Annotated in this window: 14 protein-coding genes; 2 read left to right on the top strand and 12 right to left on the bottom strand. The window is 51.7% G+C overall.

Annotated elements, in window-relative coordinates:
• The first annotated feature begins 191 nt into the window (after nucleotides 1-191).
• Both DFO58_RS10275 and istA read left to right on the top strand, forming a co-directional pair.
• On the top strand, nucleotides 192-1,421 hold the full coding sequence (locus DFO58_RS10275) for a CDP-glycerol glycerophosphotransferase family protein (protein WP_147407249.1): 1,230 nt from the start codon (nucleotides 192-194) through the stop codon (nucleotides 1,419-1,421).
• 313 nt (nucleotides 1,422-1,734) lie between these two features.
• Entirely contained in the window at nucleotides 1,735-2,679 is a 945-nt protein-coding gene (istA, locus tag DFO58_RS10270) for an IS21 family transposase (RefSeq protein WP_120990565.1), read from the top strand.
• 367 nt (nucleotides 2,680-3,046) lie between these two features.
• On the opposite strand, the gene DFO58_RS10265 is transcribed toward istA, so the two are convergent.
• The 12 genes from DFO58_RS10265 to coaD all read right to left on the bottom strand — a co-directional run bounded on the left by DFO58_RS10265 (nucleotide 3,047) and on the right by coaD (nucleotide 16,530).
• Complete coding sequence (locus DFO58_RS10265) at nucleotides 3,047-4,183, bottom strand: glycosyltransferase (protein ID WP_183043158.1); 1,137 nt, start codon at nucleotides 4,181-4,183, stop codon at nucleotides 3,047-3,049.
• Nucleotides 4,184-4,215: 32 nt separating this feature from the next.
• The gene (locus tag DFO58_RS10260) at nucleotides 4,216-6,987 is read right to left on the bottom strand and encodes a CDP-glycerol glycerophosphotransferase family protein (protein WP_183043157.1); all 2,772 of its coding nucleotides are present in this window, start codon (nucleotides 6,985-6,987) and stop codon (nucleotides 4,216-4,218) included.
• Between the two features lie 58 nt (nucleotides 6,988-7,045).
• A complete protein-coding gene (locus DFO58_RS10255) occupies nucleotides 7,046-7,507 on the bottom strand; it encodes an adenylyltransferase/cytidyltransferase family protein (protein WP_047118933.1) in 462 nt (153 codons plus the stop codon).
• Between the two features lie 159 nt (nucleotides 7,508-7,666).
• On the bottom strand, nucleotides 7,667-9,001 hold the full coding sequence (locus DFO58_RS10250; protein WP_120990559.1) for a stealth conserved region 3 domain-containing protein: 1,335 nt from the start codon (nucleotides 8,999-9,001) through the stop codon (nucleotides 7,667-7,669).
• Between the two features lie 252 nt (nucleotides 9,002-9,253).
• Nucleotides 9,254-10,144: a glycosyltransferase gene (locus DFO58_RS10245; RefSeq protein ID WP_120990557.1), complete on the bottom strand. Its 891-nt coding sequence runs from the start codon at nucleotides 10,142-10,144 to the stop codon at nucleotides 9,254-9,256.
• 38 nt (nucleotides 10,145-10,182) lie between these two features.
• A complete protein-coding gene (locus tag DFO58_RS10240) occupies nucleotides 10,183-11,001 on the bottom strand; it encodes a CDP-alcohol phosphatidyltransferase family protein (protein ID WP_120990862.1) in 819 nt (272 codons plus the stop codon).
• Nucleotides 11,001-12,038 (bottom strand): glycosyltransferase family 2 protein, encoded by a 1,038-nt coding sequence (locus DFO58_RS10235; RefSeq protein WP_120990555.1) that lies wholly within the window; start codon nucleotides 12,036-12,038, stop codon nucleotides 11,001-11,003. The genes DFO58_RS10240 and DFO58_RS10235 overlap by 1 nt, the downstream gene beginning before the upstream one ends.
• A gap of 7 nt (nucleotides 12,039-12,045) precedes the next feature.
• Nucleotides 12,046-12,765, bottom strand: coding sequence for an ABC transporter ATP-binding protein (locus DFO58_RS10230; protein ID WP_120990860.1), 720 nt, complete (start codon nucleotides 12,763-12,765; stop codon nucleotides 12,046-12,048).
• 148 nt (nucleotides 12,766-12,913) lie between these two features.
• Nucleotides 12,914-13,762, bottom strand: a complete 849-nt coding sequence (locus tag DFO58_RS10225) for an ABC transporter permease (protein ID WP_120990858.1) — start codon at nucleotides 13,760-13,762, stop codon at nucleotides 12,914-12,916.
• A gap of 141 nt (nucleotides 13,763-13,903) precedes the next feature.
• On the bottom strand, nucleotides 13,904-14,971 hold the full coding sequence (locus DFO58_RS10220) for an LCP family protein (protein ID WP_120990856.1): 1,068 nt from the start codon (nucleotides 14,969-14,971) through the stop codon (nucleotides 13,904-13,906).
• A 114-nt stretch (nucleotides 14,972-15,085) separates the two neighbouring features.
• Nucleotides 15,086-15,988, bottom strand: a complete 903-nt coding sequence (galU, locus tag DFO58_RS10215; RefSeq protein ID WP_120990553.1) for a UTP--glucose-1-phosphate uridylyltransferase GalU — start codon at nucleotides 15,986-15,988, stop codon at nucleotides 15,086-15,088.
• Between the two features lie 71 nt (nucleotides 15,989-16,059).
• Nucleotides 16,060-16,530 (bottom strand): pantetheine-phosphate adenylyltransferase, encoded by a 471-nt coding sequence (gene coaD / locus DFO58_RS10210; RefSeq protein ID WP_120990551.1) that lies wholly within the window; start codon nucleotides 16,528-16,530, stop codon nucleotides 16,060-16,062.
• Between the last annotated feature and the right edge of the window lie 58 nt (nucleotides 16,531-16,588).

Raw genomic sequence — 16,588 nt, 5'->3', positions numbered from 1 at the left:
CTCCTATAGAACATAGTCCGACATCTCATCATAACGTGCCGAGTGCCCATTGCCCAAAATCGAGGCTGTGATTCAAATGTGTTCTAGTTCGCACTAGGGTTCCATCAGGCGTTTATCAGCTTTCTCCTACCAGAAGCGCATAGAATTTACATCAGTTAAGTCTTTGATTCCCCCAGACAGAAGGTACTTCATTGAATCTGGTCTCCGCGACGAAAACGCTCGCTCGATTCGCGACCAAAAAACTGGAAACTCGTCGCGCATATGCGGAAGTGCACTCCAATCCATCGGTCTACCTTGCGCAGCCTAGTGGCAACCGTCGATACAGGGCAGCCCTCTATTTCGCAGACTCAATGGTCAATGCATATCAGGCACGCCAGTGGTACGAACCGCTACGTCAGCTCGCTCAGAAGATGCCGCTGGTTATCATCGTCAGGAACCCAAAGACTGCGATTGCTCTGGGCAAGGAGAGCCCCTTGCCGGTTTTCTACGCCAAGACTATTGGTGATATCGAGAACTTGCTGGCCAGCCAACAGATTGATGCAGTCTTCTACGTCAATCAGAACATCCGCAATTTCCAAATGATGCGATTCAACAGTCCGGCACATGTCTTCATCTGCCATGGTGAAAGCGAAAAGGCTTACATGTGGTCGAACCAGATGAAGGCTTACGACTACGTATTCTCCGCCGGCGTGGCGGCTCAGGAGCGGCTCGCCAAGAATCTGACTCGTTACAACGTTGCTGAACGAACACGCTTGGTAGGACGTCCGCAGATTGATGTCGATTATCCCGCGCCGATTTCGGTTAATCCTGAACTTCCTACAGTTCTCTACGCACCCACCTGGGAAGGCGATCGCCCGTCTATGCGGTACGGAAGTGTACAGAGTCATGGTGTTGCATTGATAGAAAGCCTCATTAAGGATGGCGGATTCAACGTGATCTTCCGTCCGCATCCACGGAGCGGCATCAATGATTCGGGTTATGGCGCTGCGCTGAACAAGATCCAAACCCGGTTGACCGAGGCCAACGCGGATAGTGCGGGTACCCTGTTTTACGACGAGTCTCCGCAGTGGGGCTGGCAATGGGCGATGTCCGATATCTGCATCACCGATATTTCAGCGGTTGCCTATGATTTCTTGGCTACGGGAAAACCCTTGTTGATCACTAAACCATTGAGTGCCGAAGCAAGTGTCGATGATTCCCCTGCGCTATTGCGGGTCCCCTCATTGATTTCAAATAATGCAGCCAATGGACCAACGGTGATTCGCGAACGCCTGGCTCAGACCGATGATTCATATGCCGATCTGGTTGAGCACTATTTCGGTGACACGTCGAAGAATGCAAGCATGAATCGGTTCCTCAATGCATCTGTCGAGATCATTGACGAATCGCATTCTCTCAATGAAAAATCCGGGCGGGCTTAATGACCCGTTCTAGATGGCTCTAGCAACAGGTGTAGAACACTTAATTTTCGGGAGTCGTACAGGCTGACTAGCGTCAAAGCGGTGACCACAGTGCTGAGCAGACCAATCACTTAGTCTCAGGCGCATGCTAAGAATTGCAGCATAGTTTAGGTGCTGTTTAGCAGAAGTATATGGTAGTATCTGTACGCGTATCGGATGGGCGTAGCGGATAGCACTGACGTAACGATCGGATAGCACTTAGCCGGATTCGACGCCAAGATGATCCTGACACCCACGACACCAAAGTCGTGGCCGTCGAAAGGAATCATCCATCATGGCTGATTACCGCAAAATCATGCTCCTGCTCTTGCAGGGGCGTTCCTACCAGCAGGTTCAAACACTGCTGAATTGTTCACCGCGAACGATCTCTAAAGCCCGTCAAGTCATCGACGAGCAAGAATTCAGCACGCCGGAACAGCTCAAGGACCTGAGCGACGAAGTACTCGAGCAATGCTTCACCGATGGGCGCAAAGCTGTCTCCACCAGTTTTGTTCCGATTGATATCGACGCAGTGATCAAAGCCCGAATAGGGAGGAAGAAACCCCCGCTAAAAGTGCTCTGGGCCCGCTACCTGCGCACCGAAGCCACCGGCACGCAGCGGCACTATCAATACGAACGGTTCTGCCAACTCGTCGCGGAACAAGTCCAGCAAAGAAACCTGACCAGTCCGATCGCTCACGAGCCAGGACACACCATGCAGGTGAACTGGGCTGGCACCAAAATGCAGATCGTCGACCCGATCACCGGCCGGGCCACGAAAGTCTCGATCGTCGTGGCCACCTTGCCCTACTCGGGTCTGCTCTTCGCCTACGGGTATCTGGACGAGAAGCTCGGCTCGTGGTGCGATGCGCACCGCAGGGCTTTTGAACATGCGCAAGGCGTTGCCCAAGTGATCATCCCAGACAACGCCTCGACAGCCTCCAACACGATCAGCCGTTACGAGAGCGTACGGGAGGTAAATCAATCCTACTCAGTTTTCCTAGAGCACTACCGGACGGCGGCGGTCCCGACGGAACCGTACCGGCAGCAGCACAAAGGCAACATGGAATCCGGGGTGCAGGTGGTGACGAAGTGGATCATCCGCTACCTCGATGACCAACGGTTCGCGTCCATGGATGATCCGAACGGTGCCGTCGCCGAACGGGTTGATTGGCTCAATGAGCGCACCCCCTTCCGTGGCGAGCCACGCTCCCGCAGGCAGTGGTTCGCATCAGGATGAGTTCTTCGCCATTGGGGATCAAGAGCGGTGCAAGTCACGGCAGGAGCGCGCAAATACTCCATTCCCGGGGCGGGACGCAGCCACTGGTTGGTTATACACATATCCGCAAAATAAAAGTACCTCCAAGCGCTTTACTGTCCCGGTGAACTGATCGCCACACCAGTTGATGCGGCGACCAGTCGAGCCCATCACAAAATATCCCCAACATCAAAGTGCCACTGGAAAAGTGCAGACATGGCACCGTGGTGCCTAGACTTTCGGCACGGATACCAAAACACTGAAACGCAATGAAACGCGCAACCTGTAACACAAGGTTGTTGGTACATAATTGCCTGAATTGATGTGCCCATTCCAACATTCAATAAGGCTAACGTTGCAAGTCGTTGAAAAGTGTTATCCACTTGGACGATATCGCCGATGGCAAATATTGCTGTGCGTGCATTCGGCCGCGATCCGAGTATTGAGCTAGAGTTTCTGGCTCTAAGGCCAGTTTCTCCATTGAAGCCGCAAATTCGGATACATTATTCTGCCTAACAACAATCCCCGATTCGGAGTCGATAATTAAATCTCGAATCCCGGGAGCGCAATCGAATGAAATTGTTGGTACACCAGCAAGTGAAGCCTCAACAATTGCAATTGGTAAACCTTCATATTGGGAAGAAAGCAAATGAACTTTGGAAGAAGAAAGTACTTCACCAACCATGTCCGTTTTACCCATCAGACGAATACGTGGTAATTTGAGATCATCAATCATCTCTTGCAGACTAGCCCCAAGCGGACCTTCCCCATAAAGCTCAACCTTCCAATCGGGCAAATCCGAGTAAACCGATTCCCAAGCTTTTACAACGTAGTGCAATGATTTTTGTTTGTCATAGCGCCCTAGAGTAACGAATGTATTTTCACGCTCCTGGACCACCGTCGAAGGATCAGCAACCGGGTTCGGAAGCCAGGACACGTTATTCAGACCAGCCCTCGTGAATAGTGCTGCATCGTCTGCAGTCAAACACACAAAACGATCAACATCTTTGTAGTTCTTTAACACTCGACGCAAGTCGCCAGTTTGGACGCACATTTCATAAGAACCATGGTATTGTCCGATAACCCGAGGAAGGGAACGGTCAAGCGGATCGTACCCGGCCTCAATCAGATGCTCCATACCAAATACTTGCGTACACAGGATCACGGTTTCGGGACCCCATTCGACCAACTTTTTGGATAGCTTTCGACATCCATTCGACCGAAGTTCGTGACGGCGAGCATTTCGGCGCCGTCTAAAGGGGTTCAAGCGATCACGACGACGATTCAGTGTCCAATTCTCTGGCGCAGGTTCATCCCATAGACAATCCACGAGCATTTCTGCCGGTCGATTAACTTCAACAAGCTCATCTTTTGGAGTCGGATTAACTCCAATGATTTCAACCAAAAAACCGCGTCTTAAAAACTCAGATGAAACTCGTTCGATGAAACGTGATACTCCGCCAAGCCTATCAACCTGATTAGACATGAGGACAACTCTTCTAAAAGGTAAGTTCACTATTATCCCCATACCCGCTCAACCGTACGATCCGCAGAATCCCCGTCTTCAAACCCTGCGAAGCGCTGCGAAAATTTATGCCGTTCATCTTTGTCGAGATCAACTGTCAATCTTTCCAAAACAGCCTTATGAAGCGACTGCTGATCCTTGACAATCAAACCAGGAGAGAATTCTTCTAGTGAAAAATAGGTTCCGCGTTCGTCATTAACATAATTTTCGTAGTCGTAGGCGTATATAAGAATCGGGCGATCCAACGTGCAGTAATCAAACATCACACTTGAGTAATCGGTGATAAGTAGGTCCGAAACAGCAAAAAGCGACGAAATGTCATCAATTCCAGAAACATCGACAATTTTTCCCGCAAATTTAGGGTGGATTGAAATCTTATTCAGATAGTGCGCCCTAATTAAAAGAATGCAATCGTCACCCAAATCATCTATCCAGCCTTCCAGGTCCAACTCAAGCTTTATCGCGCGCTTAGAATTCCGGCTATTTGCCCTAAATGTTGGAGCATAAAGAACTATTTTTCTATCACGCGGTAACCCCAGCATGATGCGAAAGTTGTCGGCCATTGAATTGTCCAATTTAGCTAGGATATCGTTTCGGGGCGACCCATACTTCAACAATTCATTCTTGTATCCGAATGCAGGAACGAAGGTGGTTTCAAAGTATGGATTCGGTACTGTCAGGTAGTCCCAATAGCTCGCCTTTTTAACGAGCTCTCGCTTTTTAGCCATTGACGCATCAGCAAAATCAGGCTCGTCCAAACCCATGCGCTTCAGCGGAATGCCGTGCCAAAGTTGAAGGTATATCTGCGACTTCCGTTTTACGAAATACGAGGGTAAAGACTGATTATCAACTAAGTATCGGGAGCGGGCTAACGCATATAAGTATTTCGCAGAATGACGAGTGACTGAATTGTAATCACCGTCAATGATTTTGCTTTGCGCAATTGACCAATTTTGCTTGTGGTTCGGGTAATGGCTCGCGAGTGTAGAGGAAATTACCCCAGGACTATCCGAGGTCGAAGTACCCATATGGGATTCGAACAGAGTTGAATCCGAGTCAAGAGGCAGCATCCTCAGGAGCGAATAAATTGTTTTCCATCTTAAGGAGTTAGTTTTAACCGGCCGATCAAAAACGGAGTCTTTGATAACACGATATTTCGAAACTGGGGAAATAATTCGGCGAACCAAAATCCGCTTCGTTCCAGATTTTAATCGCCTCACTCCCATTGTTCCATCGACAGTACGGTAAACTCTATAGCGATATGCTTCGACCCTATTGATCAAACCTCGATTAAATAACCTTTTTTTAGGTATTTTTATTGAAGTAGGTATAACCAGATGACCTTCTCGCGAAGTTAACTGATTCGAAATTCTTGGACGTATTCCAATTTTATCAACATCTCCCGCCGGCCAATTGGTGGGGACCGTGATTAATGCGTCCCAAAGTACCCATTGGCCGTCATAGACGACATTTTCGCATTTGAGAATTTTTGAAAATTTATTCTTCCCGCGAGAAAATATCCGCAAAGAGAGATTAGGGCTACTTAGGGCTGAAAGCTTTGCACCTGGATCAAAAGTTCGCCCTCTGACGGATAGTATTCCGCTGTTCACTTGAATTTCACGAACTTCGTGATACCACTCAACTTGGAACCACGGAGTGCTTTCAACATCGCTCTTGTCTACTGAAAGCAACGCACCACAGAGTGGTTCAGTTGACAGCTTATTAGTGGATTCAGAATGCCACCTGTAAGTCGACGACTCACCATCTGGCTCAAGGGGTGGGATCCAAGTAGCTCTTTTATTAATCATCGTGAAAGCATCGCGAACTATATCCGGACGAAGCATTAGTGCAGCGCCATACAGGAAACGCTCTGGGACGTCCAATTGCGCGTACGCCTCTGGGCTGACCTTCAAAAGGAAGGGCTTTAGGACTTTAAGAATCTCCAAGGCCAGCTCATCGTCGTGGGACACGATATCGTTCAAATACAATCGAGCATCATGGCGAAGAATTTTTAATTGAAGCCTACTAAATAAACCCGGGTTTTTCGAACAATCCACAGCCTTTTCAACGCGCGTCAACGCTTCAAGCCTGTAAATAAGATTCTTTATTGAGTCTCTTTGATTTGTTATAGATTTACGGACTTCATTCGGGTATATATTCCAAACATAAGCCGACTGCGGGATTACGGAAATACCAGAGGCGTTCATGAATGCCTTGGCGGAAAATACTAGATCTTCATAATGAATATCCGTAGGGAATTGGATCGAATTTTTTCTAAGGAATTCTACTTTATAGAGCTTTGCGACTACGATGGTATCGATGCTTAGCTCAGGATTATCTTCGATAGACTCATAGTATTCACGGGAAACGTAGAGTTTGTCGTGCCATCCTTTCCAGCGTTGCGCTTCGATTTCGAATCTCCGCGTTCGAGCCATCACGATGTCCGCATCGCTGGTTTCGGCCTCATGAAGAAGATTCTTGCACGCATGACGGTCTAAAGTATCGTCGCTGTCTAAGAAGAGTACATAATCTCCTCGTGCTTCCTCAAGACCCCTGCTTCGGGGGCCACCTACACCACCTGAATTGACGTCGAGCGATAAGAACCGGCCACGGGGGTCTTGTTCGACGATTGACCTAGCAGTCTCTGCGCTTCCATCTGTAGAGCAATCATCGACAAGTAGGAGCTCGATGTTCTTGTGTGTCTGACCGTACACTGAACGTACAGCGTCAATTACATGCTCGCCGTCATTGAAGTGAGCGAGCACGATTGTAATGTCAGGACTATGGGACATACTTATTTCCGGATCTTTCTCATACTAATCGTTAGCTCAGTTCTTTCACGATCTGACTTAGCGTATCCAAGGTGTTTTTCAACGACTCGACGTGCCGTTCATCAAACTCACTGAGCACCCGTTTCATTTCAGTTGTGGAAATTCCAGCAGTTCGCGGCAGGTAGACGACTTCGACCTCATCGCCCAGGTCATCGAACTTACCTTTCCAGTCTTCGCCGATGCCGAAGACCTTGACATCGTACTTCGCGATATCCAGACGCTTCTGTTCCCAATTTTCTTCCGGGATGGCCAAGTCAACGTACTTGATGGATTCTACGATCTCCCGACGCTGCTCGAACGGCACAACAGGCTTTTTACCCTTGATGGCGTTGAACTCATCGGTCGAAACGCCGACGATCAATCGGTCGCCCTTTTCCTTCAGACGCTTGAGGATATTCAGGTGTCCGATGTGGAACAAGTCGAACGTGCCATAGGTCAATACAGTTTTCGGCATAAGGTCCTCCTACGTATTACAGCCCAATCTTCACTCGATGGCTGGCTCAATTTTACAAGTTACATTCTCGTGCCGGCGCCCACACGCCGCGATTCCCTCCGAAGTGACGGATTCGAGGTTCAATTACGCATGGCCAAGCCCAACGTGCTTCATCAGCTGTCAGTTTTCGAATGACGACTTGTACGGGAACAACGAATTGAGAACGCGTTTGGCCATCCTGCCCCGCAATTCCTTTTCGGAAACCGTTGCTACTTCGTTCAGGCAGAACATCTGCTTGCCTGAACCTACCAGCAGCCTGTAGAGGTTCAATGCCAAATGGTCGCCACCGAGATCAACATATGCATAGTCAATTTCGGCGGGCACGCCAAGTCCTTCGGCGGCCGCGATGTAGTGCGCTAGAGATGACGGAACAGAGATGTCCTCTACGTGACGGAACTTATGCCTGGCAGTGGCATTGACCGCGTTCGGGAAGTACTCTCGGATCTTGTCATGGATCAGCAAACGTTGCGGATGCGCGACGTGCCGGAATTTCAACGCAGTCGTGCGGCCATACTTGTCAAAAATAAGATCTGCGTTCCGTTGAGCCGCTTGGTTGACTGCCAATCGGGGATTCGATGCTTCGGAATAGTGTTTGTTGGCCAAGGCGTATTTCACATCACCGCTAGCAGTGAAAAAGGTATTTTGCGACAGCGGACGGCCGAAGAAAATATCGTCATTTACGTAGAGGAAATGCTCGGAGAGGCCCTCAATCTTGGAGATCTGGGTCTCGATTGCATGGGAGTTAAAGGTCGGCAAGCAGTCTTCGCTATTGTCGAAGATATCCCGATGATCAACCAATTTGATCTTGCTATTATCTTGGCGCAGCCATTCTGGAACTTGGCCAGCGGTGACCAGAAAGATGTTCCGAACCCACGGCAGGTTCATTTCCAGCGATCGAAGGGAGTACTTGAGCTCGTCTCGGGACGTGTATCTCGCGAGATCGCGGCTACTCTCGTGGGCCCCGTTTGCGGGAACCAGTTCCTTGTAACGGCGGTAGGAGGTTTGCCAATCGGCGTCTGCAGCGTCTACCCATGTGTAGACTACATCGATGGGTTCCGTAAAATCTTGAACATCCGGAACTTGCGGTTTGCCATCGGAATAGACAACCCAAATTGCGCCTAGCCCAGCGTGTCGGTCATCGCGCAGGGTGCCGCCGAATTCCTTCGGGGCGATCACGCTCCAAGCCTCGATCGCTCCATAGCCCACTGCGTCATGCTTTACTTTGAAAAGACTAAATCCGTGTTTTTCGAATGCATCCGACAAAATTGCCCAGGAGCTGCCATCGACCGTAGTCGCCTGACGTACGGCATCATCTGCGTAGGCCAAGCCCAAGAATTCAGCAAGATGCCGTGTCGAAACGGTATTTTCAGTATGGATCTGCCGAATATTCAGAGAACTGCATGCCGTGGTTTTCGTACGCCAATCAAGGATCCGCTGCCAGAAGGAGCTAGGCATCGTGCGAGCCAGCTGACCTTTCCATCCACGAATTCCCAAAATAAACACACCATCCACCCGCGCTGGGCACTCGAGAAGTACGCACTAGACATGCGTTGTACTTGACTATTTTACATTCAGTTCACTTATTGTATAAAAATGCCAGTTAAGCTCACTTGAAGATACCGTATTCCGCCACTTAGGCGCACTGATACTGCCGGATTTTCCAGCTGGGGCCATCGGAAAACTTTGAACACCAATACCTAAATCTGGCTAGAGCACGGGTGGGCGACCGGCAAGAGTCATACGTAGCAGAGTGCGCCACTTCAACTTCGCACGTGGTTCCCTGTACCAAGGGCTTCCTTTCCATCCCGCACGCCATCCATCAACATACTGCCGGACAGCACCCGGGCTTTTTCTGAGCCTCAGGCATTCAAGCAGCATCCAAGCGGTCGGATAGATCCACATGAACGGCGCTGGCAGGTTTCTGCGCGCCAACCAAACGCGATTTCTCGCATTCAATCTGTAGAATTCGTCGTGCCGCCTCGGATCAACAACTGGATGTCCGATTCGCATGTCCCCCGCATACCAGACATAACGGCCAGTATCCCAGATTCGCCAGGCAAGCTCAATACCTTCATGGGCATACCAAAAACCACCAGCCCAGCCACCGGTCTGGTCGAATATTTCCCGTGGGGCAACTAAGCATGTCTCGCCAACGTGAAAAACCTTGCTGGGTTCAACGGCCGTTCGCTTCTTGAGCCGGGGGATCCAGCGTCTTGGGTTCTGGTCTTCATGGTCTGGATCTGTGATTCGAGGCTGCAACAGCCCCATCTGTGGGTACTGTTCGAATCGCCGAACTGCGGTAATCAGAAAATCATCGTCGAGGAACCAGGAATCATCATCAAGAAAACAGAGGTACTCACCGCTTACCTTCGAAACGCCTGCGTTGCGCCCTGCAGGAATTCCCAGATTCTCTGGAAGGAATAACGTACCGAGCTGCTCTGGGATGCCGACCGGATCCCAGCCGTTTCCCACGACGACAGCGTCAATTTCGACAGATGTCTGTGCTAGCAGGGACTCTAGCGCGCGTCGGAGCTCAATCGGTCGATTCCCCATCGTCAGTACTACGACACCGACCGCCGGTATATTCCGTTGTGACATGTCCCTCTGCTTAACGAACTGTGTTGAAAATGGACCGTTTAGGCTTTGAGCCTAGACGAGACCATGTTGGAAAGAAAATGACCGACATTCACGAGTATGCAAGCCGGCAACAGGATCCAGATCATCCACTTTTCAGCGCTGCCAGGTGAACCCAGCACAGCGGAAATGACGGAGCACAGGAGAATAATCAGGCTGAGCTCAACTGCATGCAGGAGTTTGTGGAATGGCAGGAAGCGCGCCAGGGAACGCAGTCGGCCGATCACCGTGGTAGTCGGTACGGCACGGGCAGCAGCGGTATCCGGAAGCTTGCCCAGACCTGCCATGCCGCGCGCAGCATGGACCATTAATGACTGGGATCGGTTGAGCACCAAGAGAACCGACAGGCACGCGGCCATAAAGAGGGTTGGCCAGGCTTGGCCAGCGCTTGCAGGATCGCCAGAAAGTTCATTGAATACACGGAAGCCAAGCGCAATGGGAATCAGCGCTTCGGTCGTGTGGTGCCCGACCATGTCGATAAAGATTCCGCGCGGCGATTGCGACGCCCGCCAGCGGGCAACCTCGCCGTCCGAGCAGTCGAAGTATAGCTGAACTTGCGAGAGCACGACGGCCAGCAAAGGGCCCCAGATCCCTGGAATCAGCAATGCCAGCGACATGCACCATCCAGCAAGGATCATCAGTCCGGTGACTCCGTTGGCGGTGATTCGCGTTCGGACCAATACTGCCGTCAGATAGATCGAGATATGGCGAAGGTACAGTTCCGCTGTCCAGTGCTCAGCGTTCTTTCGAGCCCGAACTTCAGGGGGCTGGCACACTGCACGCAGTTGATCCAAGGTTGGATTTTTTGGACGTTCAACCATCATTTAACTCGTCCTCGGTCCAAGGTGCCGGCCGCTCCAAAAACGCGACCCTTCACATAGCCTGCTGCCCAGGGCAAATGGATGCTTTTGAAGGCGACGGAAGCAAGAAGCTTTTCGCCGAGGTTCTCAGCATTGGACGCAATGCCAGCAGCAACGGTGGCGCCTGCGTAAACCACCGGTGCGGCCTGGAGCAGATTCAATCCTGCTCGGGCAGTTTTGGGCAGCTTTCCCTTGACGAACGGGGCAGCGAGCGTCGCTGCAAGACCTGCGGTGACGCCAAGGAGCAGTAGTGGCGGCAAATCGTGACGCAGTGACTTGCCTTCAGGGTAGCGCCTGGCAATTTCGCCACGCCATGTGCCCGAAGCATATGACTGGCGAATCAGCGCTTTGAAATTATCGCGTGGGTAGTAGCCGACCTTGAGCTCTGGATCGAACCAGACCTTGTAGCCTGCCTGGCGGATCCGCATGCACAGTTCCCAGTCCTGGGCTCGCCACATGTCTTCGTTGTACAGACCGACCTTGTCGAAAACTTCACGGCGGAAGATCCCGAGGTAAGCGGATTCAGCTTCGCCCTCGGGTGCGCCTGAGTGGTACGCAGGGCCCCCGAATCCGAATTTCGAATGATAAGCGGCAGCAATCGCCCGTTGTATTGGCGTTTTGCCCTTGGCATCCATGAGTCCACCGACATCGTGAGCGCCGACGCGGAACAGGGTCTCGACTCCTCGACGGGTGTACTCGGGCGGAAGCTCGCTATGCGCATCAACCCTCATGATGATTGGGTGGGTTGACTTGCCGATGGCAAGATTCAGCGCGTTGGGAGTCCGGCCTTTGGGATTATCGACGAGAATAATACGGGAGTCTTCGGACGCCAGCTGTTCCGCAACCGCGTTGGTTGTATCGCTGCTTGGCCCCAATGCAAGAACTAGTTCTTTGTCGCCCTCGTATTCTTGCGAGAGGATCGATTGAACAGCCTCACGCAGATAATCGGCTTCGTTCAGTACCGGCATGACGTATGAAACGCCAGGAAAGTCAGTCATCTGTCACTTACTTTTTGTGCTGTTGATACGCCTTGATGACCGTGTCCGGGTCGCCGTCCATCTTCTGGACACCCTTCTCAATCCAGATGCATCGGTTGCAAGTTTCTTTGATGGAATTCATGGAGTGCGATACCAGGAATACTGTTCCGGCGTTTTCGCGGATCTCACGAATCTTGGCTTCGCTGCGCTTGCGGAATTTGGCATCACCGACTGCCAATGCCTCATCGACAATGAGAATGTCATGCTGCTTGGATGCCGCAATTGCGAACTTCAAACGAGCGGCCATACCTGACGAGTAGGTGCGCATGGGCAGATCAATGAACTCTTCGAGCTCGGCGAATTTTGTGATTTCCTCACGCATGGTTTCGACCTCTTGACGGTTGTAGCCGAGAGCCAAGCCGCCAAGGGTAATGTTCTTGTCGCCCGAAAGATCGGGAATCAGCGCCGCGCCGACTCCCAGCAAGCTCGGCCTCGAGCGGGCGTAAACGGCCCCTGAGGCAGGCGGCGTAAGCCCAGTGATGGCTCGCAACAAGGTCGACTTGCCGGATCCGTTGGAACCGATGATGCCGATCGATTCGTTCTCGTACGCGACGAAGGAGACACCCTTGAGTGCATGGACGGTCCGAACTCCACGCATCTTTGGCTGCAGCAATCGCCGCGCCCCTGCAGTGCCCACGGCCTTGCCGCTGGAGAATACCTGGTACTTCACGTGGAGGTTGTCCACCATGACCACAGGCTGACGCGTCTCATCGATGGTGAGTGTGGAGGACTTGATATCTTCGGGCTTGACTACATCAATGAATGACGTGTCATCGGAGAAAATCGGAGCAGGTTCGTACTCCGGATGAAGCCCGGGATTTATTAGATCGTCAAAACTAATTGGCACGGCCGTAAAGCTCCTCAGCCTTCCAGAAGTAAATGAGTCCGAAGCCAAGCGCCAGCAGCGCCCAGACGGAAACCACGATCCAGGCAAACGGATCGTAGGTGGCATCGTTCATGATCATTGCCCTGGCGATTTGCAGCGTCTGGTACAACGGGTGGAAGTCGAAGATCTTCACGAGCCAAGGCCAGTGGTTCAAGATACGGTCGACGCTGAAGAGTACGCCCGAGGTGTAGAAGAGCATGCGGGTAATCAGTGGCAGGATCTGGGTGAAATCTCGAATGTGCACGGTGATTCGAGCACAGATCAGCGCAATGCCCATGTTGAACACACTGAAGATCATAAGCAACGGAATAATGACAAGCCACGTCCACTTGGGTGTTGTGCCGAGGATCATCGCGTAGATGAACATGACCACGACCATGGGCATCAAGGTCAAGAGATTCTGCGTGACCTGGGCGACTGGCAATGTCAGTCGGGGGAAGGACAATGATTGGACCAGGGCTTGGTTACCGGTGATCGACTTCGCGCCTCCGTTCATTGAACTCGTGAAGAACTCGAAAAGGAAGACTCCGATGACGACGAAAACCGGGAAGTCAGGTCCTTTGCTATCTCCCTGCAGGACACCGAAAATAACGCCATACATGATCGCGTTCATCGTCGGCTTGAGTACAACCCAGATCATGCCCAGACGATTCTGCTGGTTTTGCTTCTGAACACGAGCCTTGGCTAGCTCATAGATGAACTCACGCCGTTCCCAGGTCTGCTTCAGGTAGCTGGCCAACGTTGGGCGGGCACCCACACGGTGCAAGCCAAACTTGTCGGCTTCCTCTGCCACTGTCATGTGTGAATTGTCCTCATTGTCTTCGACCAACTTCTTCATGCTTTACAAGCACAGATGTTCAAAGTCTAGTAGATCGGGTCAGGTTTTCGACGATTTCCCCAGCTAAGAGCAGGCAACTGTAGCGCCCATCACTCGTTCTATCTATTCCTGGGGCGGATTTTCCTTGAGGTACTCGTCCATTGTGTCGGTCTCCAGTGCTTGCCGGATTTGTTGGATAGCCTGCTCGCTTGCGAGCTCAATGGATTGACCATCCGCGCTGGTGGAGCTGCCAGCAGTTGGCATCGTGAACATTGCAAGATTGTCCGTATCGACGTTCTTGAGCTGCATGCCCAAACCGACCAGCGTCGCAGCATCGAAGCTGCTGTCGAAGGTCAAATAGGGCGAAACTTTGTCAACAATGTCGTAAAGCTTGACGGGATTGGCAAGTGTGTCGGCAGACAACATTTGGTTTGCAGCAGCAGCTATGAATTTCCGCTGGTTGGCGACACGCTGGTAATCGCCGTTGGTGAATGACTTGCGTTCTCGAACGAACCGTAAGGCCCGATCCCCTTCCAGATTAATCTCCCCTTTCGGGTAGAAGTAATCGGTATCGTGCGCGGTGAAAGGGATGTCGTTCTGGACCGTCACACCACCAAGGGCAGTGGACAATTCTTTGAATCCGTCAAAGTCGATCATGGCTACATGATCAACTTTGGTGTCGAAAAGGCCTTCCATGGTCTGCACCAGGAGTGGAATACCGCCGAGCGAAACGGCGGCGTTGAGTTTGTTCTTCCCATAGCCCGGAATGTCCACGTACATATCGCGAACCGCGGACATGATGTATATCTGGGACCGGTCCTCCGGAATATGCACGAGCATCATAGAATCGCTGCGCTGGCTAACCGCCCCGTCCAGGGCAGCTGATTGGTCGGAGTCATCGTCTGCATGGTCTACTCCGACCAATAGGATGTTCATTGATCCGTCGTCGGGGTCTTTGACCGGCCGTGCGTCCTCCTGCTCCTGAGTGAAGTTCAGTGCGACGGTATTGGTTTTCGAGTTGAAAGCATGTTGCAGGTTGAAGAGATAGTATCCTGCGCCCATAGCAGCGACTAGAAGGACGGACAGCGTCGACAGAACTATGGTTCGTACGCGCTTCTTCTTACGTCTCGCAGCGCCGAATTGCGCACTGCGCGAGATTGGGCTGTCCTGATTTGCATCGTTTGAGTTCATTTCTACCCCACCGAGAAACATCCGTAGAAGCCAACGGACCTTCCAGGTGACTTCGTGCAATCAAAAAGACTACCCAAGATAAATGTGATTATCCTGAGTAGTCTCTCGTCAGTTCTAGTCATCCATCTCTGCGACAAATTCCTTCAGCCAGGTTTTCAAACCCTTGCCCAAGTCTTCGTGATCTACCGCGAGTGTAATGTTTGCCTGCAGATAGCTCAGCTTGTCACCGGTATCATATCGCCGCCCACGGAACACGACAGCATGGACGCCAGCACCTTCGCCTTCAGCCGTTGCGAGCACCTGCAGCGCGTCCGTCAATTGAATCTCGTTGCCACGCCCAGGTGCTGTATGTTCCAAAATCTCAAATACACGTGGATGCAGGAGGTAGCGGCCAATGACCGCAAGATTGCTGGGCGCGTCCTCTGCGGCTGGTTTCTCGACAAGGCCATTGACCTTAACAAAATCCTCGTCTGGGATTTCGGAGACATCAGCGCAACCGTAGGCGCTGATCTGCTCTGGAGCGACTTCCATAAGCGCAATCACAGAGCCCCCAACTTTTTGCTGCACTTCAGCCATGACAGAAAGCAGCTCGTCACGCTCATCGATGAGGTCATCGCCAAGAAGTACGGCGAATGGTTCTTGACCAACATGCTGTTTTGCGCACAGAACAGCGTGGCCCAGGCCCTGAGGATCGCCTTGGCGGACGTAGTGTATGTCCCCTAGGCTGGTCGCTTCACGGATTGCGTCCAGCTTGCTCTTGTCGCCTTTTGCTTCCAAGGAATACTCGAGTGAAGGAACGCGATCAAAGTGGTCTTCGAGTGCCCTCTTGTTGCGACCCGTAATCATGAGGAGGTCCGTGAATCCTGCTTTTACGGCTTCGGCAACAACGTACTGGATAGCAGGCTTGTCAACGACAGGCAGCATCTCCTTTGGCATCGCTTTTGTCGCAGGCAAAAAGCGGGTGCCTAGCCCTGCTGCGGGTATAACTGCTTTGGTGATTGGTGACGGGGATTTCATTTAAACTTTTACCTGTCTCGCTTACTTCTTACGGGCTGGTATGGCTAATTCAGGCCCTGCTGGACGTAACGTCATTTCTTTTGGAGCCGTTTCATCACGGCTCGCGGGAAGTATTCTGCAACATCGCCGCCCAACGTCTGCACTTCCTTGAGAAGCGACGACGAAAGATGTGTGAATCGAGTATCGGCCTGTAGGAACACGGTTTCGACCCCCGTCAGGTGACGGTTCATCGTTGCCATGGGAATTTCATATGCATAGTCAACCGTACTTCGAAGGCCCTTGACGATGGCTTCGGCTCCCTGTTCCTTACAGAAGTCGGCAAGCAGTCCCTGGCCCATAGGAAGAGCGGAGACGCCGCGAAGACCGCCGACCGTCTCCTCGACGATGGCAACTCGTTCTTCTTCGCTGAATCGGTAATTTTTTGAGTAGTTCGTCGACACCGCAACGATCACTTCATCAAAAAGGCTGGCGGCTCGAGCGATGATTTCGACATGACCATTGTGAATCGGGTCAAAGGATCCTGGGCAAACGGCTCTACGCATATGTTGAATGTATCAAGAAGTACCGGCCAAAACGTGAATTGCCGATAAACCCGAGTAA

The sequence above is a fragment of the Arthrobacter sp. AG1021 genome (genome assembly GCF_003633665.1).
Classification (GTDB): domain Bacteria; phylum Actinomycetota; class Actinomycetes; order Actinomycetales; family Micrococcaceae; genus Glutamicibacter; species Glutamicibacter soli.
This window is presented reverse-complemented; position numbering and strand designations above follow the sequence as displayed.